21 protein-coding genes and 2 tRNA genes are annotated in these 20,355 nt (G+C 68.3%); 13 read left to right on the top strand and 10 right to left on the bottom strand.

The window, feature by feature from the left end:
- Positions 1 to 24: 24 nt before the first annotated feature.
- Positions 25 to 309, top strand: coding sequence for a YciI family protein (locus ACIRRA_RS03895; protein ID WP_354839554.1), 285 nt, complete (start codon positions 25 to 27; stop codon positions 307 to 309).
- Between the two features lie 60 nt (positions 310 to 369).
- On the opposite strand, the gene ACIRRA_RS03890 is transcribed toward ACIRRA_RS03895, so the two are convergent.
- The gene (locus tag ACIRRA_RS03890; RefSeq protein ID WP_402762710.1) at positions 370 to 1,506 is read right to left on the bottom strand and encodes a Gfo/Idh/MocA family protein; all 1,137 of its coding nucleotides are present in this window, start codon (positions 1,504 to 1,506) and stop codon (positions 370 to 372) included.
- Positions 1,507 to 1,596: 90 nt separating this feature from the next.
- Between ACIRRA_RS03890 and ACIRRA_RS03885 the strand changes: the two genes are divergently transcribed.
- Complete coding sequence (locus ACIRRA_RS03885; RefSeq protein ID WP_402762708.1) at positions 1,597 to 2,190, top strand: TetR/AcrR family transcriptional regulator; 594 nt, start codon at positions 1,597 to 1,599, stop codon at positions 2,188 to 2,190.
- Positions 2,191 to 2,240: 50 nt separating this feature from the next.
- Positions 2,241 to 2,669, top strand: a complete 429-nt coding sequence (locus tag ACIRRA_RS03880) for a TIGR03668 family PPOX class F420-dependent oxidoreductase (RefSeq protein WP_402762705.1) — start codon at positions 2,241 to 2,243, stop codon at positions 2,667 to 2,669.
- On the opposite strand, the gene ACIRRA_RS03875 is transcribed toward ACIRRA_RS03880, so the two are convergent.
- The 5 genes from ACIRRA_RS03875 to ACIRRA_RS03855 form a co-directional block, all read right to left on the bottom strand.
- A complete protein-coding gene (locus ACIRRA_RS03875) occupies positions 2,623 to 4,002 on the bottom strand; it encodes a glycosyltransferase 87 family protein (RefSeq protein ID WP_402762702.1) in 1,380 nt (459 codons plus the stop codon). The two genes, ACIRRA_RS03880 and ACIRRA_RS03875, sit on opposite strands and share 47 nt — an antisense overlap.
- Before the next feature lie 83 nt (positions 4,003 to 4,085).
- Positions 4,086 to 4,574, bottom strand: a complete 489-nt coding sequence (locus ACIRRA_RS03870) for a hypothetical protein (protein ID WP_402762699.1) — start codon at positions 4,572 to 4,574, stop codon at positions 4,086 to 4,088.
- 105 nt (positions 4,575 to 4,679) lie between these two features.
- Positions 4,680 to 7,241 (bottom strand): ATP-binding protein, encoded by a 2,562-nt coding sequence (locus ACIRRA_RS03865; RefSeq protein ID WP_402762696.1) that lies wholly within the window; start codon positions 7,239 to 7,241, stop codon positions 4,680 to 4,682.
- Positions 7,242 to 7,422: 181 nt separating this feature from the next.
- Complete coding sequence (locus ACIRRA_RS03860; protein WP_402762693.1) at positions 7,423 to 9,018, bottom strand: ABC-F family ATP-binding cassette domain-containing protein; 1,596 nt, start codon at positions 9,016 to 9,018, stop codon at positions 7,423 to 7,425.
- A 375-nt stretch (positions 9,019 to 9,393) separates the two neighbouring features.
- Positions 9,394 to 9,975 (bottom strand): NUDIX domain-containing protein, encoded by a 582-nt coding sequence (locus tag ACIRRA_RS03855; protein ID WP_402762690.1) that lies wholly within the window; start codon positions 9,973 to 9,975, stop codon positions 9,394 to 9,396.
- A gap of 436 nt (positions 9,976 to 10,411) precedes the next feature.
- On the opposite strand from ACIRRA_RS03855, the gene ACIRRA_RS03850 reads away from it, so the two are divergent.
- The 5 genes from ACIRRA_RS03850 (at position 10,412) to ACIRRA_RS03830 (ending at position 14,159) form a co-directional block, all read left to right on the top strand.
- Complete coding sequence (locus ACIRRA_RS03850) at positions 10,412 to 10,765, top strand: acyl transferase (RefSeq protein ID WP_402762687.1); 354 nt, start codon at positions 10,412 to 10,414, stop codon at positions 10,763 to 10,765.
- Between the two features lie 191 nt (positions 10,766 to 10,956).
- Positions 10,957 to 11,304 carry a hypothetical protein gene (locus ACIRRA_RS03845; RefSeq protein WP_402762684.1) on the top strand — a complete coding sequence of 116 codons (348 nt, stop codon included), beginning with the start codon at positions 10,957 to 10,959 and terminating at the stop codon, positions 11,302 to 11,304.
- 180 nt (positions 11,305 to 11,484) lie between these two features.
- On the top strand, positions 11,485 to 12,330 hold the full coding sequence (locus ACIRRA_RS03840; RefSeq protein WP_356998454.1) for a 3-hydroxybutyryl-CoA dehydrogenase: 846 nt from the start codon (positions 11,485 to 11,487) through the stop codon (positions 12,328 to 12,330).
- Positions 12,331 to 12,386: 56 nt separating this feature from the next.
- Positions 12,387 to 13,196 (top strand): helix-turn-helix transcriptional regulator, encoded by an 810-nt coding sequence (locus ACIRRA_RS03835; protein ID WP_402762682.1) that lies wholly within the window; start codon positions 12,387 to 12,389, stop codon positions 13,194 to 13,196.
- A gap of 45 nt (positions 13,197 to 13,241) precedes the next feature.
- The gene (locus tag ACIRRA_RS03830) at positions 13,242 to 14,159 is read left to right on the top strand and encodes an SMP-30/gluconolactonase/LRE family protein (RefSeq protein WP_402762679.1); all 918 of its coding nucleotides are present in this window, start codon (positions 13,242 to 13,244) and stop codon (positions 14,157 to 14,159) included.
- 64 nt (positions 14,160 to 14,223) lie between these two features.
- Here the strand turns inward: ACIRRA_RS03830 and ACIRRA_RS03825 are convergent, their stop codons facing one another.
- A complete protein-coding gene (locus ACIRRA_RS03825; protein WP_402762677.1) occupies positions 14,224 to 14,763 on the bottom strand; it encodes a hypothetical protein in 540 nt (179 codons plus the stop codon).
- 472 nt (positions 14,764 to 15,235) lie between these two features.
- Here ACIRRA_RS03825 and ACIRRA_RS03820 point away from each other — a divergent pair, with 472 nt between their 5' ends.
- Complete coding sequence (locus ACIRRA_RS03820; protein ID WP_402762674.1) at positions 15,236 to 15,433, top strand: hypothetical protein; 198 nt, start codon at positions 15,236 to 15,238, stop codon at positions 15,431 to 15,433.
- Here ACIRRA_RS03820 and ACIRRA_RS03815 read toward each other — a convergent pair.
- A complete protein-coding gene (locus ACIRRA_RS03815) occupies positions 15,430 to 15,939 on the bottom strand; it encodes an SRPBCC family protein (protein WP_402762671.1) in 510 nt (169 codons plus the stop codon). The genes ACIRRA_RS03820 and ACIRRA_RS03815 overlap by 4 nt on opposite strands.
- A gap of 56 nt (positions 15,940 to 15,995) precedes the next feature.
- On the opposite strand from ACIRRA_RS03815, the gene ACIRRA_RS03810 reads away from it, so the two are divergent.
- Positions 15,996 to 16,601 carry a TetR/AcrR family transcriptional regulator gene (locus ACIRRA_RS03810; RefSeq protein WP_402762668.1) on the top strand — a complete coding sequence of 202 codons (606 nt, stop codon included), beginning with the start codon at positions 15,996 to 15,998 and terminating at the stop codon, positions 16,599 to 16,601.
- A 14-nt stretch (positions 16,602 to 16,615) separates the two neighbouring features.
- Here the strand turns inward: ACIRRA_RS03810 and ACIRRA_RS03805 are convergent, their stop codons facing one another.
- The gene (locus ACIRRA_RS03805) at positions 16,616 to 17,356 is read right to left on the bottom strand and encodes a pirin family protein (protein WP_402762666.1); all 741 of its coding nucleotides are present in this window, start codon (positions 17,354 to 17,356) and stop codon (positions 16,616 to 16,618) included.
- Between the two features lie 621 nt (positions 17,357 to 17,977).
- On the opposite strand from ACIRRA_RS03805, the gene ACIRRA_RS03800 reads away from it, so the two are divergent.
- The 3 genes from ACIRRA_RS03800 (at position 17,978) to ACIRRA_RS03790 (ending at position 19,190) form a co-directional block, all read left to right on the top strand.
- Positions 17,978 to 18,050, top strand: a tRNA-Leu gene (locus ACIRRA_RS03800).
- 68 nt (positions 18,051 to 18,118) lie between these two features.
- Positions 18,119 to 18,194 (top strand) — tRNA-Arg (locus ACIRRA_RS03795).
- A gap of 189 nt (positions 18,195 to 18,383) precedes the next feature.
- Complete coding sequence (locus ACIRRA_RS03790) at positions 18,384 to 19,190, top strand: LLM class flavin-dependent oxidoreductase (protein WP_402762664.1); 807 nt, start codon at positions 18,384 to 18,386, stop codon at positions 19,188 to 19,190.
- A 112-nt stretch (positions 19,191 to 19,302) separates the two neighbouring features.
- Here ACIRRA_RS03790 and ACIRRA_RS03785 read toward each other — a convergent pair whose 3' ends face one another.
- Positions 19,303 to 20,223, bottom strand: coding sequence for an SGNH/GDSL hydrolase family protein (locus ACIRRA_RS03785; protein ID WP_402762662.1), 921 nt, complete (start codon positions 20,221 to 20,223; stop codon positions 19,303 to 19,305).
- Positions 20,224 to 20,355 lie beyond the last annotated feature (132 nt).

Below are 20,355 nucleotides of genomic sequence, written 5' to 3'. Positions count from 1 at the left end.
GACTTCGATCAGGAGCGAGAGCCCATGGCCGTCTTCGCCGTCCACTACGTCTACTCCGAGGCCACAGTCCCCGGCCGCGACATCCACCGGCCCGACCACCGGGCGTGGCTGAACAGCCTGGTCGATGCGGGCACCGTGCTCACCAGCGGTCCGTACCCGGACGGATCGGGCGCGCTCATCCTGGTTCAGGCCGACGACCTGGAGGCGGTGACCACGCTGTTCGAGAACGACCCGTTCAACCGCGAGGGCCTGCTGACCGACAAGCGCATCGTCGAATGGCAGCCGACCATGGGCGCGTTCGTGTCCTGAACGAGGTACCCCTCGAGCCCCACCCCGCCGATGCGGGGTGGGGCTCTTACTTGCCGGGATTCAACGGGTAGTGACCGGTGCTCCGGCTTCGACCGTCTCGCGCCTGCCGGAGTCGGCGCTGCGGCGGATGGCGTCCAGGACGCGATGCATGTGCAGGCCGGTCTCGAAGGACGGGACCAGGTGGAGATCGCGGCGTAGGTCGCCCGCCAGACAGTCGTAAAGCCTTGCCACGTTGCGGGATTCGATCGGCAGCGTCGCGAAGGGACCGGCCTCCTCGGGCGTCAGGTCCTGCCACGCGCCGCCCGGGCCGTTGGAGCCCAGCAGCCGCAGGTCGCTCATCTGGATGCCACCCGCTCCCGAGGGGCCGTCGCTGACAATCACCAGATCGCCGTCGGTGCCGGAGATTTCGATGCGGGTGCGACCGTCGGTGACCTTGCCGTCGTGAATGTGGGCCGCTACCGGTACGCCTGTGTCGGTGCGGCCGGTCAACAGCAGGTGGTCCGGGCTGGTGACCGATACCCGCTCGCCGGTTTCGTTGATGATGGTGAGCGGGTGGCGGATCGCGAGCTCGGCCGAGACCTCGGTGAGCGGGCCGACCAGGGATTCGACTGTCGCGAGGGTGTGGCCGCCCGCGACCTCCAGCATTCCCGCCCCGTTCTCGCGGTCCAGGGTGTAGGCCGCCCACTGCGGGATGCGGCCGCCCGCGCCCTTGCCGCGGGCCGCGTAGACCGTGACCGAAACCACCTTGCCCACAAAGCGACTATTGACCATCAATGCACCCGCTCTCTGGACGGCGGGGGCGAGCCCGGCCTGCAGTCCGACGACGTGCAGTCCGGGAGCAGCGGCGGCCGCGCCCACGATGGCCCCGGCTTCGGCGGTGGTCCGGGTGAGCGGCCATTCGGAGTAGACGTGCTTGCCCGCGGCCAGTGCGGCGCGGATCAGTTCGGCGTGCGCGGGGACCTTCACGGTGATGACGACCAGGTCGACGTCGGGATGTTCGGCGAGCCCGCGCGCGTCGGTGAAGGCATGGTCCGCGCCGAACACGCGGGCGGCGCGTTCGGCACTCTCGCGCCGGCTGGTGCCGACCGCGGTCAGCTCGTAGTCCGGCAGGGCGCGCAGGGCCGGGATGTGGGCGCGGGAGGCCCAGCCACGGTCCGGGTTCGCGCCGATGATTCCCACTCGGATGCGGTCCGACATCACTCACTCCTCCATCAAACGGACTCGATGCGTCCGATTTGGACGCTAGTCAAGCGGACCCGGAAAGTCCACTTTTGCTAGAGTCCGGCCATGACCGCCGTCGATCGCCTGCTCGCCCGGAATGCCGCACCGACTCCCCGCGCCGATGCCCGCCGCAATCTCGAACGGCTGGTCACGGCCGCGCGGGCGGCGGTGGCGGAGGTCGGGGTGGCGGTCACCGCGCAGGAGATCGCGCAGCGGGCCGGGGTGGGCAAGGGGACCTTCTATCGGCGGGTGCCCTCGCTCGACGCACTGCTGACGGCTGTGCTGGAGGAGGTCCTCGACGAGGGCATCGCCGCCGCCGACCGCGCCCTCGCCGAACCGGATCCATGGCAGGGATTCACCGAATTCGCCGCCGCGTACGTGGGTTTGCGGGCGGAGAGCTGCGGGGTCAACGACGCGTTGGGCGGCGCGGGCAGTGGCGAGGTGGACCGCTGCATAAGCGATTTGCGCGACCGGCTGCGCGAATTGGTCGGCAGGGCACAGCGGAACGGCTCGATGCGCGTCGATATCGCCTGGGAGGACGTGGCTTTCGCACTGGCCGGGGTCGGCACCGCCGATCACACCGTCGGCCTGCGGGCCGCCCCGGACCAGTGGCGGCGCACGCTGCGCATCGTGCTGGACGGGCTGTCCGCACGACGGTGACCACCGGACCGGCGGTGGCGCAACACCACCGACGGTCTACCGTCGATCCCGTGCGATCGGATGATGCCACGGCTCTGTCCAGGTTCCGCGCCGCCCGGGTGGCCCGGCTGGCCACCGCCGATACCACCGGCGTGCCGCACCTGGTGCCCGTCACGTTCGCGGTCTCCCCCGCCGATTCGCCGTTGCTGGTGGCGATCGCCATCGACAACAAACCGAAGACCACCACCGATCTCCGCCGCCTCCGCAATATCGCCGCCAACCCTCGCGTCTCCGTGCTCGCCGATCACTACGACGAGGACTGGACCCAGCTGTGGTGGACGCGCCTCGACGGCACCGCCGACATCCTCCACGGCACGGTGGACCGTGAGCTGCCGCTCGGCTGGCTGGTCGCCAAATATCCTCAGTACCAAGCAGATCCACCTGCGGGGCCGATCATTCGGATCGCTGTCGACTCGGTGCGCGGCTGGTCGTACGCCTGATGACGTAGCAACTCGTCAGAATGTGGAGCAGGACATAGCAGCCCGCATAGGTCGGCACCGTGATGTACGCGAACCACACCGAGTTGTCGGCGCGCGGCATCATGAACAGCCCGATTCCGATGGGGTGCGGTGAATCCTCCATGGGCGGCCGGTCGGAGAAGGTCCACCACCAGCTGAAGGCGACCAGGACGACGACTGCCGGGGCGAGCCAGGTCCAGCGGGTTGCGGCGGTACAGGCGTGATGCCAGGCGAGAATCAGCAAGGGCACGAACCACACCCAGTGGTGGCCCCACGAGAACGGTGACGCGCACGCGGCGGTCATGCCCGTGACCGTGATCGCCAGCAGCTCCCGGTGGGCGCGATGAGCCAGCGTCGCCGCTGCGAGCCCGAGAGCCACGACCGGGAGCAACGCGAGCAGCCACATCCAGGTCGGCGGCTGGAACACGGTCGCTCCGAACGCATTCGACGCGTAGCGCTCGACGTCGAAGAACCGCAGCAGCTGCGCGAGCAGACCGTTGACGGACTGGTTGCCCGGCGAATCGACCGCCCCGACCCGGCCGGCGGCGGTGACCTGTCCGCGCCAGTACGAGTACGCGTCGCCGGGCCGGGCGAGGAAGCCGAGGGCGATGGTCGCCGCGAACGCCCCGGCCGCCGCTCCCAGCGTCCGCCACTGCCGGGTGCAGACGAGATAGACGAGGAAGAACGCGGGTGTCAGTTTGATCCCGGCGGCGATGCCGACCCCGAGACCGCGCAGCCGGGCCGCGGGCGGGCAGGTGAGGTCCCAGACGATCAGCAGGACCAGGAAGACATTGATCTGCCCGAGCCAGATCGTGGAGCGCACCGGTTCGAGCACCGTGCAGATCACCGCCAGCACCAGCGCGAACATCCAGGTGTGCAACGTATTCGGGTATTTCAGGGTGCGCAGGCAGCGCCCGGTCAGCGCGATCAGGGCCAGTAAGGTCGCGGCCCACCACATCGCCTTGACGGTGACCAGGGAGACGATCGTGAGCGGAACGAAGACCAGGGCCGCGAACGGGGTGTAGGTGAAGTCCATGCCGAACACGACCGGCCCGTCGTAGAGCCCGGACCGGTTGCGGAGGGCCGCGCCACCCGCCCGATACACGTCCAGGTCGAGCCCGTTGTCGAACAGGCCGTAGTACGGATTGCCGATGGGTATGGCGAAGATGTGCCACAGCAGTGCGGCCACCATGAGGACGAGCCCGCCGGCCAGCATCCGGTTGGTCACACAGGGTTCGGTGCTCCGGCGCCCGAACCCGGTGGTGTCACGCTGCCCGGAGAACTCCTCGGCAAACTCCTTGGCCCCCAAAACCATCTGGCTACCATAACCAGTCCGGGCCGGCGGATCCTCTCAATCACGGTGCTACACCACGGTTCTCGCGGCGACACCGGCCGCGATCAGCTCGTGGGCGCCGCGGCGGTGGTGGTCGATGTCCCGCAGACCGCGGGCGGGCTGCCCTGCACCCGCAGCAGATCGCAGAAGGTCCGGGCGGCGACCTTCCAGCCGCCGTCGATCTGCAGCGCCGTGCCATGACGGTTGAGCAGCAGCGGAATTCCGTGCTTCTTGATGGTGAAGGTCACCGCGGCCCGTCCGGGCCCGTCCCCGTTCACCTGCGAGACGCCGGCCGTCGCGCCGCCCGCGATCGACGAATGCGCCTGATTCTCCAGCGTTTCCGTGAAGGCCTGGCCGTTCTCCAGCAACGCCGCCTTCTGATCGACGGGGATGGAGCTGTCGAAGAATCGCTCGAAGGTGGTGGTGACGGCCTGCACCTCGGTGTCCGGAAGACTGCCGTCCGAGGTGGTCCCGCCATTGCTGCACCCGGCAATCAGGAGCACAGGTACGGCGCACACCATCAGTAGCCGTGCCGCCACGGTTCGATCGAACATTCTCGAGGGCCTCCTCCGAACTTGGACTCGACGAGTACAGCACAGAAGTCGCTGGGCATTAACCCGGCCACGCCTACGTCGAGATCACGACCGGCCGCCTGCCCGCTACCAGATGGCCGCCTCGGAGGCCTGGGGCGCGCCTTCCAGGATGACCGTCATGGTCAGGCCCCCGCCCGGGGTGGCCTCGGGAGTAATGGTCGCGCCCATGGCTTCTGCGAGTCCGCGGGCCAGGGCCAGGCCGAGGCCGACGCCATTGCCGTTGTGGCGGTCGCCGAGTCGTTGGAAGGGGAGGAAGACGCGGTCGTAGTCCATGGGGTCGATGCCGGGACCGTGGTCGATGACGTGGATGCGGACCGCGCCGTCGGCGGCGGCGGTGGCGAAGATGGAGGGGTGACGGTCGGCGGGGCTGTAGCGCAGGGCGTTGGCCACGAGATTCACCAGAACCCGTTCCAGCAGAACCGAATCCGCCCGGATGAGGGGGAGCTCCGGATCGATCGCGGCGGTGACCGTGTCGGTGGCGTCCAGGTCGTCCAGGGCACGGGGCAGCACTTCCTCGAGAGCGAGCTCCTCCAGGTGGACGCCGATGACGCCCGCCTGCAGCCGGCTCATGTCGAGCAGGTTGGTGACGAGACGGTCCAGGCGCGTGAGGGATTCACCCGCCGCATCGAGCAGCTGCGCTCGGTCCTCAGGCGAGAATTCGACGCTGGTGTCCTGCATGCTGGTGACCGCCGCCATGGCTCCGGCCAACGGGGTGCGCAGGTCGTGTCCGACCGCGGCGAGCAATGCGGTCCGCATCCGGTCGGTTTCGGTGAGCGGTGCAACGGCGGCGGCCTGTTCGGCGAGCCGCTGTTGCCGGAGAGCGACGGCCGCCTGGACCGCGAAGGCCGCGGCCACCCGCTGGTCGGCCGCGTCGAGGCGGCGGCCGCGCAGCACCAGGGTGAGCCGATCGTCGGCGGGCACTTCGACATCCCCGCAGGCCGGCGCCGTGCACGGCTCGCCACCGGTGGTCGCCACGATGCGCCACCGGTCCGGATCGCGGCGCAGATCCGGGTCGTCGACGCTGTCCTCGTGCCGTTCCAGCAGGGTGACGGCCTGCATGCCGAAGGTTTCCCGGACGCGTTCGAGCAGCGCGGGCAGTGCGGCGTCACCGCGCAGCACGCTGCCGGCGACGGTCGAGAGGGTGTCGGATTCGGCGTGCGCGCGGGCGGCCTCGGCGGTGCGGCGCGCGGCCATCTCGACGGTGGCGCTGACGGCGACCGCGACCACGAGGAAGATCACCAGCGCCAGCAGGTTTCCGCGATCGCCCACCGCCAGACTGTGTTTGGGCGGGATCAGGTAGTAGTCGAGCAGTGCGAACCCACCCAGCGCGGCGACCGCGGCCGGGTAGAGACCGCCGATCAGCGCCACCGTGATCACCGCACCGAACAGCAGCACGATGGTGGCCGCCAGTGGCAGTCCGACCGCGAGGGCGGCGGCGAGCACGGCGGGCAATCCGGCCAGCGCGGTCGCCAGCCCGATCAGCCTGCGCCGCATGCTCAGTGCGGGTGGCGTGCGCCAGCTGCGCCGCGAGGTGCGGGTGGCCTCGTGCGGTACCAGGTGCACATCGATGGCGTCGGAACGGACGCTGATGGTCGCACCCACTCCGGCCGAGAGCCGCGAGGAGATGGGCCCGCGCCGGCTGGCGCCGAGCACCAGCTGGGTGGCGTTGACTCCGCGCGCGAAATCCAGGATGGCGGTGGGGATGTCGTTGCCGATGACCTGGTGGTAGCTGCCGCCGAGTTCCTCCACCAGCCGCCGCTGCCGGGCCAGATGGTCGGGTCCGGCGTCGACGAGGCCGTCGCTGCGGGTCACGTGTACGGCGAGCAGGTCGGCGCCGGTGGTGCGCCCGGCGATGCGGGCGGCGCGCCGGACTATGGTGTCGCCCTCGGGTCCGCCGGTGAGCGCGACCACGATACGCTCGCGGGCCTCCCAGGTGCGGGTGATGTTGTGTTCGGCGCGATAGGCGTCGAGCTGATCGTCGACCTGGTCGGCCACCCACAGCAGCGCCAGTTCCCGCAGCGCCGTGAGGTTTCCGGTGCGGAAGTAGTTGTGCAGCGAGGCGTCGATCTTGGCGGCGGGATACACATTGCCGTGTTCCAGCCGCCGGCGCAGTGCCTCTGCGGTCATGTCCACCAGCTCGACCTGCTCGGCCGCGCGCACCACGGCGTCCGGCACGGTCTCGCGCTGAACCACCCCGGTGATCCCGGTGATGACGTCGTTCAACGATTCCAGATGCTGGATGTTGAGCGTCGACAACACCGTGATCCCGGCGGCGAGCAGTTCGTCGATGTCCTGCCAGCGTTTCCGATTACGCGACCCCGGCACATTGGTGTGAGCGAGCTCGTCGACCACCACCACCGCGGGCCTGCGCACCAGGATGGCGTCGATGTCCATCTCGGTGAACTCGAAGCCCTTGTACCACAGGGTTTTCCGCGGGATCAGTTCCAGGTCGTCGAGTAGCGCCGCGGTGTGTTCGCGGCCATGGGTCTCGACCAGGCCGAGCACCACGTCGGTCCCGCGCCCGGCGCGCCGCCGGGCTTCCTCGAGCGCCTTGTACGTCTTGCCGACGCCGGGAGCGGCTCCCAGATAGATCCGTAGTCGCCCCCGCACCGGAGGTTTCGTCGTCATCGCCCTGAATTGAACGTTCGACTACGACGCTATCGGAACGCTGTTGACACTCCGCTAGCGCCGCTGCCTGCAATGTTTACGGAATCCTTACGCCTGCACGCCTATCCGAGCACCCCGTCCGCAAACGTCGTCACCACCGATTCCGGCGCCGGGCCACAGTGAGGCCCGGCGCCGGAGGCGGTTACAGGGAGCCGCGTTGCCGCAGGTTCCCCGCGCGGTCGAGCTCGACGACGGTGCCGATGCCGATCCGGTGCAGGAACGGATAGTCGTGGCTGACCACCAGGATCGCGCCACGATACTCGGCCAGCGCCTCCACCAGTTGATCGACGCTGGCGATATCGAGGTTGTTGGTCGGCTCGTCGAGGATCAGCAGCTGTGCCGGTGGATCGGCCAGGAGCAGGCGCGCCAGCGACACCCGGAAGCGTTCACCGCCCGACAAGGTCGAGACCGGGCGTTCGACACTACTGCCGCGAAGCAGCAAGCGGGCCAGCTGATTACGGATCGTGGCCGGTGTGGTGGTGCTGGCCACCCCATGCACATTGTCGAGCGCGCCGACTTGCTCGTCGAGATTGTCCAGGCGTTGCGGCAGGTAGCCCACCCGGTCGGTGAGCAGGGTGCCGCGTTCGGGGTGGCGGCCGCTGAGCAGATGCTCGATCAGCGTCGACTTGCCCGCGCCATTGGGGCCGATCAGGGCGACCCGTTCCGGGCCCTGGATGACGATGGCGCGGTCGCCGTCGCCGAGTTCCGCGATACGGCGGCTGCGCGGCACGTCGGGGTCCGGCAGGTCGAGATGGATGTGCTCGTCCCGGCGGACCCGCGCGGCCGCAGCGTCCAGGACATCCTGGGCGGCACGGACTTTGGCGTCGAGCGTGGTGCGCATGACTCCGGCCGAGCCCCGCGCCCGGCTCGCCCGGTTGCCCGCGAGGATGCGTGGAATGCCACCGTCACGTTGCGTCGCGCGTGCGGTGCGCTCGCGCCGGGCCAGTTTGGTCTCGGCCTCGATGCGCTGCCGCTTCTCGACCTTCAATGCCTGCTCGGCGGTTCGCGCCGCCTGCTGGGCCGCGGCCTGTTCCTGCTCGATGTGCTCCCGCCACGCACCGTAGGGACCGCCGTACACCTCGAGGGTCGCGCCGTGTAGTTCGGCGGTGGCGTCCATGCGCTCCAGCAGTTCCAGATCGTGGCTCACCACGACGAGGGCGCCCGGCCAGGAATCCACGAATTCGGCCAGCTTGGCGCGAGTTTCGCGATCGAGGTTGTTGGTGGGCTCGTCGAGCAGCGTGATCGGGGTGCGCCTGATTCGCAGCCCGGTGACGGCGATGAGAACGGCCTCACCGCCGGAGATCTCGCCCACAGTACGATCGAGATCGGCTGCGCTGAAACCGATTTCGTTGAGCATCTCGTCGGCGCGGGCTTCGATGTCCCAGTCGTCGCCGATCGTCTCGAAGTGTTTCTCCTCGGTGTCGCCGGCCTCGATCGCCCGCAGGGCCGCGAGTGTGCCTGCGATACCGAGCAATTGCGCAATGGTGTCGTTCCGGGCGAGCGTGAGGTGCTGCGGGAGATACCCCACATCGCCGCTGGTTTCCACCCGCCCCGAGGTCGGGGTCAGGATGCCGGCGATCAGATGCAGCAGCGTGGACTTCCCCGCGCCGTTCCGCCCTACCAAACCGGTGCGCCCGGTGGCGAACACACCATCGACCCCCGCGAGAGCGATGGTCCCGTCGGGCCATTCGAATGACAGATTCTGCAGCGTGATCGCTGCTTGCATGGATGAAGACATGTGTCGACAGACTCTTCCTGCTCATGGGATTACCGACGCCGCCGACACACACCAGAAATCAACGGCCCATTCCCGATTCGGAACGCCGAGTAGCAGGTGTGATCGCAACGCCGCCTTCGAGTAGGCGGCTAGAGTCTGTCGACCTCGATGAGCATCCGGCCACCCTACCAGGGCCGCACACCTCCATCCCCGTCGCCGATTGCCGGTGCACTGCCGGCAGCCGCCGCGACACTCCCCCGGTGTCTTTCGAACAGGAATACCGGCCGAGCCAGCTGGTCACCCGGTACGGCCGCGTGATCGACGACCGCGATTGGGACGGACTCGGCACTGGGCGATCAACGAACTGACCCTCCGCACAACCCGGGTCGACGGCAATCAGGCCGTCGTGACCGCAGCACCGCGCTGACAGTCGTCGAGCTTGAGAATGAATCGGGGCAGGTGGGGGTCGGTGGCGGGCAGACCGTCCGGGTCGAGGTCCCACCACTGGCCGCCGTCGAACTCGGTCGGATCGAGCGGATAATCGCGGGCGCGTTCGCCGCTGATCACATACCAGAGCGACACATCGATATGGCCCGCCGCCCGACCGACCGTCGTTGTCCGGGTGAGGAACAGCGGATGCTCCCCGACCAGGTCGAAGATCGGGTCGATGCCGAGCTCCTCCCCCGCCTCACGTCGGGCGGTATCCCGCGGATGCTCGCCGGCTTCGACGTGGCCGCCCATCGGCAGGTGCAGGCCCGCCATCCGATGCCGGCCGAGGAAGATCCCGCGCTCGCGGGGATCGACCAGCACCACGTACGCGACCAGATGCGGTGACGGCGTGGCGGGTTTGACGCGCCGGAAGATGTCGTCGGTCGACGCGAGCCACTCCAATGTGGTTGCGCGGTGCTGCCGTTCGATTTCATCGAAGGGCGTGATCGCCGCGACGACATCCGCGACCATGGCGGTAGCAGGCTGCATGTCGGCGAACCTACCCCCCGGGTACGACACCCAGCGGTTGCGTGGTGATGTTTCGCGCTGGAATTGGGGCGATCGTCGGCAGGGTTCGGGAAGTCTGCACCAGAATGGTTTTGGCGGTTAACGCTCGGGGTCGGTGCGACGACATCAGGGCAGCTGATCCTTGTGGATCGCGGTCGGGGTGATTCGAGCTCGAGGTCAGGGGATACCTATGCGCAGCACACATGTCGGTCGTCGGCCGAGCGCGTTCGCGCTGGTAGGGCGGCGGGCGGGGGTGATCGTTCTCGGCGTCCTCACCTGTGCGGCCGCAATTGCGGGCTGCACGACGACATCGAAGGTCTCGCCCACCAGCCGGCCATCGGACGCGGCGACGGCTACTGCCACCGCGACCGTCCCAGGCTCGGTACCTGAAACAACCCTCGTGCCGACAACGTCATCGGTGGCCGAAACCCCTGTCGTGCCGACTCAGGCTCCGTCGAAGCAGCCGGAGCCGAGCACCGAACCTCAGGCCGGGACGACCTTTCCCGGTGAGGGCCTCACTGCTCAGCAGGCCCGTGACCTTCAACAGGGTGTGGACGGCGGGCACCAGCCGTGGCGCCTGGATCGTGTTCAGGTCGCAAAGGCCTTCGTACAGCAGCGATTCGGCTGGGCCACTGTCCAGGCCGCCGCGGACGGTCCGACCAGCGTCGTGGTCACCAATCAGGACGGCGGCAAACTCACGCTGCAGGTCGGTCAGCCGGTGACACAGGGCAGCCACGGTATCTGGGTCGTCGATGGCGGCGCCTGGGACTGACTCCAGCGGGAAGGCACTCGGCACGGGCGCGCGCAACTCGGCGAGCGCACGCGAATTTGCCGATTCATGTTCGTACACAACATATTTCGAGTTGCGCATGATGGACACGGCCGACAGCAGCCTGTTTCGGGAACGCGCAATCGGGAACCCGATGGAAGGCGCAGTGTACGAACCGGAAGGAGCGCGCTCCTATGCCAAGCAATCTCCACCCCGAAACGATTCACGAGCCGCCCGCGGGCGCCACGGTGCCGACCCTGCTGGACGGTGTGTCGTGGCCCGGCTTCGCCCTGCTGCTGGTCGGTGTCATCGCGCTGGCCATGACGCCCGGTGACACCTGGACTGGTCTGTGGGCCGCCGCGGCCGCGATCGGACTGATCGCCGGCGTCGGCTGGATCACTGTCGAACATCGGCGGTACCTGGCTCGGCATGAATCGCCGACGGCTGAAATGGAGACGGCGGGCCGGACGCCCACGGTGACCGATCGAGCCCCGGACCGGTCTGCGTCGGCTCGGGGCTCGCTCGGGGGTAATCGCCCATGATGATCGCTCAGCATGTTTGACGGCTCTGGACAGTACCGGCCCGGAGTGCCGCCGATCCGGACCTGTGGCCTGAGACACGCACACTGTCCAGTGGCTGTTGCCGCTGCCGCCCGGCGGAACGCGGGCGCGGGTGGTCGAGCAAGATAGGTGGCGATTTCCCCGAGGTACAAGGAGAAGTAAGTGCAACGCATCGGCGTGATCGGCGGCGGCACCATGGGTGCCGGCATCGCCGAGGTGGCCGCCCGCGCAGGCGGGTCGGTCCTGGTTCTCGAGCGCGACACCGCGGCGGCCGACGCCGCCGTCTCACGCATCGAGAAGTCCCTGGCCCGCGCGGTCAAGTCCGGCCGTCTCGAGCAGGCCGCAGCCGACGAGGCCCGCGCCCGCATCACCCTCACCACCTCGATCGACGACTTCGCCGACCGGGAGCTGGTCATCGAGGCGGCCCCGGAGATCGAGACGCTGAAGACCGAGTTCTTCGCCAAGCTGGACGCCATCGTCTCCCCCGAGACCATCCTGGCCACCAACACCTCGTCCATCCCGGTCATCCGGCTGGCCAACGCCACCGCCAACCCGGGCCGCGTCGTGGGTGTGCACTTCTTCAACCCGGTCCCGGTGCTGCCGCTGGTCGAGGTGGTGGTGACCCTCAAGACCGACCGCGAGGTCGTCGACAAGGTCACCGCCTACGCCCGCGACATTCTCGGCAAGCGCACCATCGAGTCCAAGGATCAGGCCGGCTTCATCGTCAACGCCCTGCTGATCCCCTACCTCTGCAGCGCGATCCGCATGTTCGAGACCGGCTTCGCCAGCGCCGAGGACATCGACGAGGGCATGGTCAGCGGCTGCGCCCACCCGATGGGCCCGCTTCGCCTCACCGACACCGTGGGCCTCGACGTCACCCTCGCGGTCGCCGAATCCCTCTACGCCGAATTCGGCGAACCGCAGTACGCGCCCCCGGTGCTGCTGCGCCGCATGGTCGATGCGGGCTATCTCGGCCGCAAGACCGGCCGCGGCTTCTACACCTACTGACGCCGTAGGGGCCGCCGCCGGGCAACCGGCCGCGGCGAACACATAGCGTGGTCGTCATGACCGGCAACGAGCTCGGCGATTTTCTGCGCGCCCGCCGCGCGGCACTGCGTCCCGAAGAGATCGGGCTGATCTCGCACGGCCGCCGCCGCGTGGCGGGGCTGCGCCGCGAGGAGGTCGCCGAGCTCGCAGGAATGAACAGCGATTACTACACGCGCCTCGAACAGGGGCGGGAGCGCCACCCGTCGGCGCAGATGCTGGAGGCCCTGAGCGGTGCGCTGCGACTGAACGAGGCTGTGCGCGAGCACCTCTACCGTCTCGCGGGGGTGGCCCCGCCCGCGCGGCGTCCGAGCCCGGACGAGACGGTCAGCCCCACGCTGCGCCGCATCGTCGACGGCTGCCCGGCCGCACCGGCCCTGGTGCTGAATCCGGCCATGGATATCCTCGCCGCCAATGCCATCGCCGGCGCGTTCTTCTCCGGATTCCCGTGCGTCGACAATCTGGCCCGCATGACATTCCTCGAACCGGCCGCTCGCCGATTCTGCGTCGATTGGACGTGGACGTGCCAGGCCATGGTCGCGGGCTTCCGGCAGGCGGGGGCATTGTATCCGGATGATCCGCGCCTACGTCGCGTGATCGCCGAACTCACCGCAGCCAGTACCGAATTCGCCGAACTCTGGCATTCCTACACGCTGTGCACCGCGACGACCGAGCCCCAGGAGTTCCGCCACCCCGAGGCCGGTCAGCTGTTCCTGACGTATGAGTCCTTCGATGTGCGCGGCGCCGCGGGCCAGCGGCTGATGGTCTATCAGGCCGAGCCCGGCAGCCCGACCGCCGCGCGCCTGGCTCGCCTGCGTGCCCGGGTGTAGCGCACCCAGGCAACCGACCGGTTCTGGTACCTACCATGACCGACCGTGAAGCCATTCCCCCACACGCACATTCGGCCGCATCGGATCGCCGCGGCGGGCGCGACCCTGCTCGCGGTGGCGGCCGCCGGTCTCGCCACGCCGGGAACCGCTCGGTCCCAACCGACTTCATGCCCCTCCGTCACCGTATCGACCGTTGCCACCGCGGTGATCCCGTTCGTCGACTGGGCCGAGAACCTCGGATTCGACGCGCAGGGCAACCTGTGGGTCGCACGGCTGTACCGGAATGAAGTGCAGCGCTATGACAGCGCGGGCCGGGTTACGGCGACCGTCCCGGTCACCTCGCCCGGCGCGATCCGCCTCGGACCCGATCAGCTGCTGTATGTCGTCTACGGCGACAACTCGGTGAACCTGCTGCCCGGCCGTCACGACAGCGGTGTCGTCCGTTTCGACCCGACCGCCGCCACACCGGTTCCCGAGACCTTCGTCGACGGCCTGAGCATGGCCAATGGTGCGGCCTTCGACGCCGAGGGCAACCTGTACGTCGCCGACACCGGGTCCGGAGTGGTCCGGGTCCGGCGCGATGGCACCGTCGACACCGAGTGGTCGGCACAGGCGAAGATATTCGGCGTCAACGGCATTGCCGTCCACGGTGATTCGATCTACACGACGGTCTACCTCACCTCGCAGGGCCGGCTCGTCCAGATCCCGATCGCCGACCCGTCCCGCCAGAGCACCACCACGGACACCCCACTCGCCGACGACCTGGCTGTCGGCCCGGGCGGATTTCTCTACACCGCCACGACGTCCGGCACCCTGCTCCGCGTCGACCCCGACAGCCACGCCAGCTGCTCGCTCTTGACCAGAGACCCGCTGGCCGCGGTGGCGACAGTCCCCGGCTCCGAACGCGATCTCATGGTTGCCACCGGCCGCGGTGACGTTCTTCGCGTGCACCTCAACGACTGAGTCGGGTGAATCCCGCCGCAGGAACTGCCTCCGCAGGCGGTATGCGCGGGCGCGTCGTGGAAAGTCAGTGCCGCCGACCGGGCCCGTCCGGCGATGGAAGATCGGGGTCGCTGCCGCTGTCCTGCGCGCCGCCTGATCCTTCACCCGCAGCGGGGCCGATTCTGCGGGGTCGGGCCACCGGCCGGATACCGGTGACCGGGGCATCGTCACCGGCTCGCTTGCGCCGCATGGCACCGAGGTCGATGACACTCCCGCCCTGCTCGGCGCTGCCCGGATCGTTGACCGGAGCGGGGTACGGCCCCGGCCCGGGGTCGACCGGCCACCACCCGGTCTCACGCTGCAGCTCGGATCGAAGGACGGGCCTGGTCGGCGCCGGATCGTAGATCGAGCCGCCTTCCGGACGCCAAGGATGCTGAGGACGCTCGGCCGCTTCCTCGTTCTTACGCCGCGGGCGACGCGGCAGCCTGGTGATCTTCGACGAGCCATCCCCCGCTTCGGCGGCACCGCGCTCGGCGGCCTTCAATGCCTCCAGCTGCCTGCGGAGCCGCTCCACCGCATCGAACCTGTTCCCGCCGGGTCCCGGCAGGGATCCACGTCCAGGCACTTCCCGATCCGACATCGACCTAGCCGCCGACGGGTGCCACGGCACCCGCTCCCGCCACGACCGCCCGAACGCCGAGCCGATCTCCGAACTTCTTCTTCATTGCGTCGCCCACGACCCCATTCTCCCTCAGTCCCGCCGCAGCCGTTTCGCGCGCTCTGTTCCGGGCAATCAAGAGCACACTTCCCGATACGCAATCTGCGGCCTGAGGTCAAGATCCGGGGGTCGACTCCGTCGGATATGGGCGGCGAGGTCGGACCGACGCCGATCGAGTTCCACGCATCGGCGACCGAGGGTTGATCACTCGACTCGATATGGGCGGGGGCGTACCTTGCTTCGCATGTGCTTCTACCCGAGTCGGACACATCTCGTGTGCCTGCAATGCCGGGTGTCCTATAAGCACTCGACCGGGTGCGGGCCGAAGCGGTGTTCACACTGCGGTGGCGAATTCATCGATGCCGGACCACATCTCGCGGTGCCCCGGAAGGTCGACAAGGCCGGGTGGCGGGTGCTCGCGGCCGTGCTCGACTCCGGGCTGACCTTCCACGGCGGATGCTGCGGCACCGGTCCGGGCTATCGGCCGCGCACGTTACGCGAGGTTCGAGAGCGGCAGCTGCTCGCGCAACGCACGGGTATACCGATCGCTGAGGCCTTGGTCAGGCCGAATCTCTAACCGGCGAACTCCTTTCGGACCTCGGCACTGTGCACACGTGCGCGGAGGAAGCGAACGTAGCCGCTGTGGAAGCTCCTCGGTGGCGTGCCCGGGACCAGGGCTGTCTCCGCGAGATCGAGGGAGTCTTCCAGTAGGGCGTCGTGCAGCCATCGCCACACGAGTGGCCAGGCGAGCCGGTCCTTTCCGTGCGTCCGCATCACCAACTCGTGTGTCAGGCGGGAGTGCGTGGCATCCACTTCTTCCACGACGAATCCGTGCGTTCCGTCGAAGCCGAGCGGGCGACGGAAGCGGAACCGCACCTCACGTCCCGGAACGTATTTCACACAGGTGTAGCGGATCGGACCATGGCCGCCCGACGCGTCGACTCCCAGTGGCCGATCGAATCGCATTGCGGGCCATTGGTCGACCGGCCACAGCCGGTCGTCGTCGGTCGCCAGCGTGTCGAGTAGCCGACCGACCGACTGGGCGTCGGCCGCGATCACCCGGCTGTGGACGTTGCGAATCATGACTCCTCCATTTAGCGATTACTCTCCAATTCCAATTAGAGGCTACTCTCTAGAACGTGTCGAGGAAACCTGCGCACAACGCGGACTCACTACTGGACGCCGCGGCGAAAATCGCTGCGGCAGAAGGCGCCGGCGCGGTCACGATGAGCGCGGTCGCGACGGCCGCGGGTGCGCCGAGCGGCTCGGTCTACTACCGATTTCCCGACCGGGCGGCACTGCTGGCCGGCCTGTGGCTGCGCACGATCGATCGATTCCACAGCGGGTTTCTCCCGGCGCTGGAGGTCGATCCGCCGCAGGAGGCCGCCGTCCGAGCCGCGCATCATGTCATCGACTGGTCGCTCCACCACCCGACGGACGCGGCGGTCCTGCTCGCTGGACCGGAGTCGTTCGGATGCGCACAGTGGAGCGCCGAAGCCCGCGACGCGGCCGCGGCCCGGCAGGCCCGGCTGAACGGCGCCGTCCGGAATCTGGGCGATCGCCTGCACTACCGCAGCCGAGCCGACCGCGAACGTCTGGCACTGCTGATCATCGAATTGCCATATGCGGCCGTGCGCCGGAGCGCACGCAATCCTGATGCCAACCTGGCTGGGACCGCCGAGGCCGTCGACCGGATCGTCCGTGACGCGATGAATACCGAGTCGCCGGCCGTGATCGAGGACTGACAGAGGTCGACGCATCAGGCGAAGGTCGTGTGCATCTCCCAGATCAGCAGTTCGCTCTGCTCGACAGCGGCGACTCGATGCCCGCCGGTGGCGGTCAATCGCACGGCGTCGCCCTGGGTCAGCACGCCGGAGCCCTCGAATTCGACACTCCCCCGCGCCACGAAGACGTGGCCGTAGGGCGCGTCCGGAATCTGCACCGTACGACCCGGCTCCAGGCGCGCCACATGGAAAGCCGCATATCTGTTTCCGATGACGATCGCCGTCCGGTCGCGGTCGCGCCGGATGCCCGATGCGACGGTGATCAGCGAGTTCCCCGTCAACTCCGCGGTGATGTCCCGCTCCTGGTATCCGGGTGCGGCCCCGGGCTCGTCGGGCGGCACCCACATCTGCACGGCGTGCAGGCGCTGCCGCTCCAGACGTCCGGCGCCGTTGCGCTCCGAATGCAGAATCCCGGTGCCCGCGCTCATCCGCTGCGCCATGCCGGGATGGATCAGACCCGAGTGACCCGCCGAATCCTGGTGGACCACCGTCCCTTCCAGCACCCAGGTCACGATCTCCATGTCACGATGCTGATGGGTGTCGAACCCCTCGCCGGGGTCGACGACGTCCTCGTTGTGGATCATCAGCAGCCCGTGGGCATTCGCCGCCAGATCGAAATTACCGGTGGCCGGAAACGACTGCCTGGAATCGAGCCACTCGTTCCGCCAGCGCCAGCGATCCGCGCCCGGCACAACCCGAACACCTGCTTCGCTCACCGCTCACCTCCGCAACCAATCCCTCCCGCCTCTGTAACCCCGCGCGCGATCCGGCATTCCCGACCGCGGGCTCCGCCGATCGAGTGCTGAACGGGTCATCGTGGCAGCGGTAGCAATTCGACCAGGGTGCCGCGGCCGCTTCCCGGTGCTCGGACCGCACACCACGCCGCAGCACCCCGCCCTCACCGGCGGCAGATTCACCATCACGGCACCCGGACCCGTGACCTGTCGCAATATCACCGCCAATCCGGCGGTCACCCTGCTGTGGCCACCATCCACCTCGGACGGTCACGCCCTCATCGTCGACTACTCCGCGTCGGCCAACTCCCCGCACCGGAAGCTGACCAGCAGATCTCCACCCCCGCTCCGAAAATCGTTTTACCGCTTCAGAACCCGTTGCTACCGTAGTTTCAACACCTCCACCCGACAACACCGGAAAGGCGGCCCCCGTGACCGAGCTGATTCAGCCCGCGACCATGTTCGACCTCGCCCGCCTGCTCCGCGTCCGGCTCGGCGTACGGAGCGTCTCCTAGCGGCTTCGGCACCACCGACCCGCCAGGGCCGCTTCCGGGCAAAACGCCACGGAGAGCGGCCCTTTCCATATCCCGTAGCCCCACCCATTCCCTCGTAGCCCAAAGGTAGAGGCAACGGTCTCAGGTGCCGTCAAGTGTGAGTTCGAATCTCACCGAGGGAACCCACCTTTCACGACCCGCGCACCCGAGTGCGGAGTAGATGTCAACGGCGACATCCGCGCGGGGTCGAGCGCCCGTAGCTCAGTGGAGAGAGCGCCTGCCTCCGAAGCAGGAGGTCGAAGGTTCGAATCCTTCCGGGCACACCAACTTTCGATGACGCGTGACAAGCCGACTCCCACCGTTCACAGTCTTTCAGGCCCCGTCGAATCCCTTCGCATCAGGCGAGGTTGTCCGGCGGAGTTGGATCGGTGGTACACGATCTCGGCTGCACCGATGAATTTCGGGTGGATCCGTCGTCGGCTCCTCTGGATAGACCGACAGACAGGAGTCCAGACATGACGAGACCGTTTCGATTCGGGGTCGTTGCCCCGCTCAGAACCGACCTGCCGACGTGGCGAGATCACGTGCGCCGCATCGCCGACAGCGGCTACTCGACGCTGCTGGTGCCCGACTTCCCGCAGATGCAACCGGCGCCCGGTCCCGTACTGGCCACCGTGGCGGCCCTGACCGACCTGCGCGTGGGCACCTGGGTGTACGCCTCTCCGCTACGCCCGGCCTGGCTGACGGCGTGGGAAGCACACTCGCTGTCGCTACTGACCGACGGTCGCTTCGAGATGGGCATCGGCACCGGCAGACCGGGAATCGAGGACGAGCTCCGCGACAAGGGGCAGCCCGTCGTACCGCCGCCGAACGAGCGGCTGGCACAGATCCGTGAGACCGTCGAGACGCTGCGAGATCTCGACGGCCCCGACCGTCACACACCTGTGGCGATGGCCGTATTCGGTCCGAAGGCCCGGGCGCTGGCGGCCGAGGTCGCGGACACGGTCACCTTCGCGCTGGGGGATCAGCCTCGCGGCGAAGTCGAGCGGCTGGCACGCGACTTCCGGACCATCAGCGACGCCGAGCTCGCGCTCGCCGTACCGGTTATCGGCGATACTGTCGCGCCGCACATGGCGCGCCCCGACACCGACACTGCTGCGCTTCGCGCGGCGGACGCAATGACCGTGCTTCCGGATGACCCGGCGGCCGCCGCCGAGGAAATCCAGCGGCGACGGGAGGAGATCGGCTTCTCCTATTTCGTTTTCGGCGCCGACTTCGCCGACAGGTTCGCTCCGGTCGTCGCTGAGCTCGCCGGACGCTAGTTGCCTGAAAGCAACCCGTGGCCTCTGTTCACCGAGTTCCCCCGACCCCTGACGACACGGTCGGGCTCAGCCGCCGGTGGCTGCTCCGAGCCGGCTGTGCGGGCGCGCTATTTCAGCCTCGAGCGATCCACTGTTGCATGGCGGCCGCGACCATCGAGTCGCCGTGCGCGGTGGGGTGCCAGGGGAACCCGAGCAGTTCGGTGCGTGGGTCGAACGCTCCGTCCACCCAGGGATCCGCAGTGCAGGCGCCGTGCCCGGCGGTTACCGCTCGGGTGTCGAGGAAGTTCACGTTCAGAATGCCGGCGGCCTCGCGCTGGGCCGAGTCGATCCGGTCCAGAAACCCGGTGACCGCGCCTGCTCGGGGCTGGACCGCGTCGATGCCGAGGATGCTCACGCAGGCGGAATCTTGACCGGGAGAGTGTATCTCCGGGTATCCCACGAAAACGATCCGCGCGTTCGGGGCATAGTAGCGGATGTACTCAACCGCTTGGCGGACTCGGTCTGCGTAGGCCCGACCAGTGATGGTGTCGGGGTCGGGGGCGCGGCCTTGCGCTGCGGCTTCCGGACCGCAACCATCGACCAGGTCGGTCAGACACGTCAGGGCACGAGACAAGGCGACCGGGTTGTCGGCTCCCCAGGCGTCGTTCATGCCGAGCTGAATCGTCACGGTCCGGGTGCGTGGTCCGAACGCGCTATCGGACATGGCCCGTTTCACCTGGTGCACCAGGGTCCAGCCCGAGGTGTCGATCGTGCCGCCCTGGCACGAGGTGTCCTCGACGTCGTCTGGTGACAAGCCGATACGCTGCGTCAGCTGCGTCGGCCATGATGTGGGCACGTGCTTGCAGCCGGGATCCCCGCCTGCGTTCAGCAGGTCGAGGATTTCCCCGTTGGCGGAGAAGGAATCGCCGATCACCACAAGGGTTTTGCCGCTGGGGGCCTCCGCCGTGGTCGTCGGCGCCATCGCGGCGAGCGCCGCTGCGGTGCCGCAGACCGTGGACGCTGCAAGCAACCGCAACCGAGCCGAACTCTTCACTAGCTGTGTACCTCTTATCGATCCGTTGCGAAAACATGCGAAGCGAGACCACTTCAGATTCGAACGCCTACTGTAGCTGCGCGCCGGTAGCGCCGCCGATCGATCGCGAATTCGGCTGAGATCCGAAGTTCA

Source organism: Nocardia sp. NPDC101769 (assembly GCF_044766925.1).
Taxonomy (GTDB): Bacteria; Actinomycetota; Actinomycetes; order Mycobacteriales; family Mycobacteriaceae; genus Nocardia.
This window is presented reverse-complemented; position numbering and strand designations above follow the sequence as displayed.

Bases quoted from the DNA above. Each gene is read 5' to 3' on its own strand.
- ACIRRA_RS03895 (WP_354839554.1), top strand. From the start codon at position 25: ATGGCCGTCTTCGCCGTCCACTACGTCTACTCCGAGGCCACAGTCCCC.
- ACIRRA_RS03890 (WP_402762710.1), bottom strand. From the start codon at position 1,506: ATGTCGGACCGCATCCGAGTGGGAATCATCGGCGCGAACCCGGACCGT.
- ACIRRA_RS03885 (WP_402762708.1), top strand. From the start codon at position 1,597: ATGACCGCCGTCGATCGCCTGCTCGCCCGGAATGCCGCACCGACTCCC.
- ACIRRA_RS03875 (WP_402762702.1), bottom strand. From the start codon at position 4,002: ATGGTTTTGGGGGCCAAGGAGTTTGCCGAGGAGTTCTCCGGGCAGCGT.
- ACIRRA_RS03870 (WP_402762699.1), bottom strand. From the start codon at position 4,574: ATGTTCGATCGAACCGTGGCGGCACGGCTACTGATGGTGTGCGCCGTA.
- ACIRRA_RS03865 (WP_402762696.1), bottom strand. From the start codon at position 7,241: ATGACGACGAAACCTCCGGTGCGGGGGCGACTACGGATCTATCTGGGA.
- ACIRRA_RS03860 (WP_402762693.1), bottom strand. From the start codon at position 9,018: ATGTCTTCATCCATGCAAGCAGCGATCACGCTGCAGAATCTGTCATTC.
- ACIRRA_RS03855 (WP_402762690.1), bottom strand. From the start codon at position 9,975: ATGCAGCCTGCTACCGCCATGGTCGCGGATGTCGTCGCGGCGATCACG.
- ACIRRA_RS03845 (WP_402762684.1), top strand. From the start codon at position 10,957: ATGCCAAGCAATCTCCACCCCGAAACGATTCACGAGCCGCCCGCGGGC.
- ACIRRA_RS03835 (WP_402762682.1), top strand. From the start codon at position 12,387: ATGACCGGCAACGAGCTCGGCGATTTTCTGCGCGCCCGCCGCGCGGCA.
- ACIRRA_RS03815 (WP_402762671.1), bottom strand. From the start codon at position 15,939: ATGATTCGCAACGTCCACAGCCGGGTGATCGCGGCCGACGCCCAGTCG.
- ACIRRA_RS03790 (WP_402762664.1), top strand. From the start codon at position 18,384: ATGACGAGACCGTTTCGATTCGGGGTCGTTGCCCCGCTCAGAACCGAC.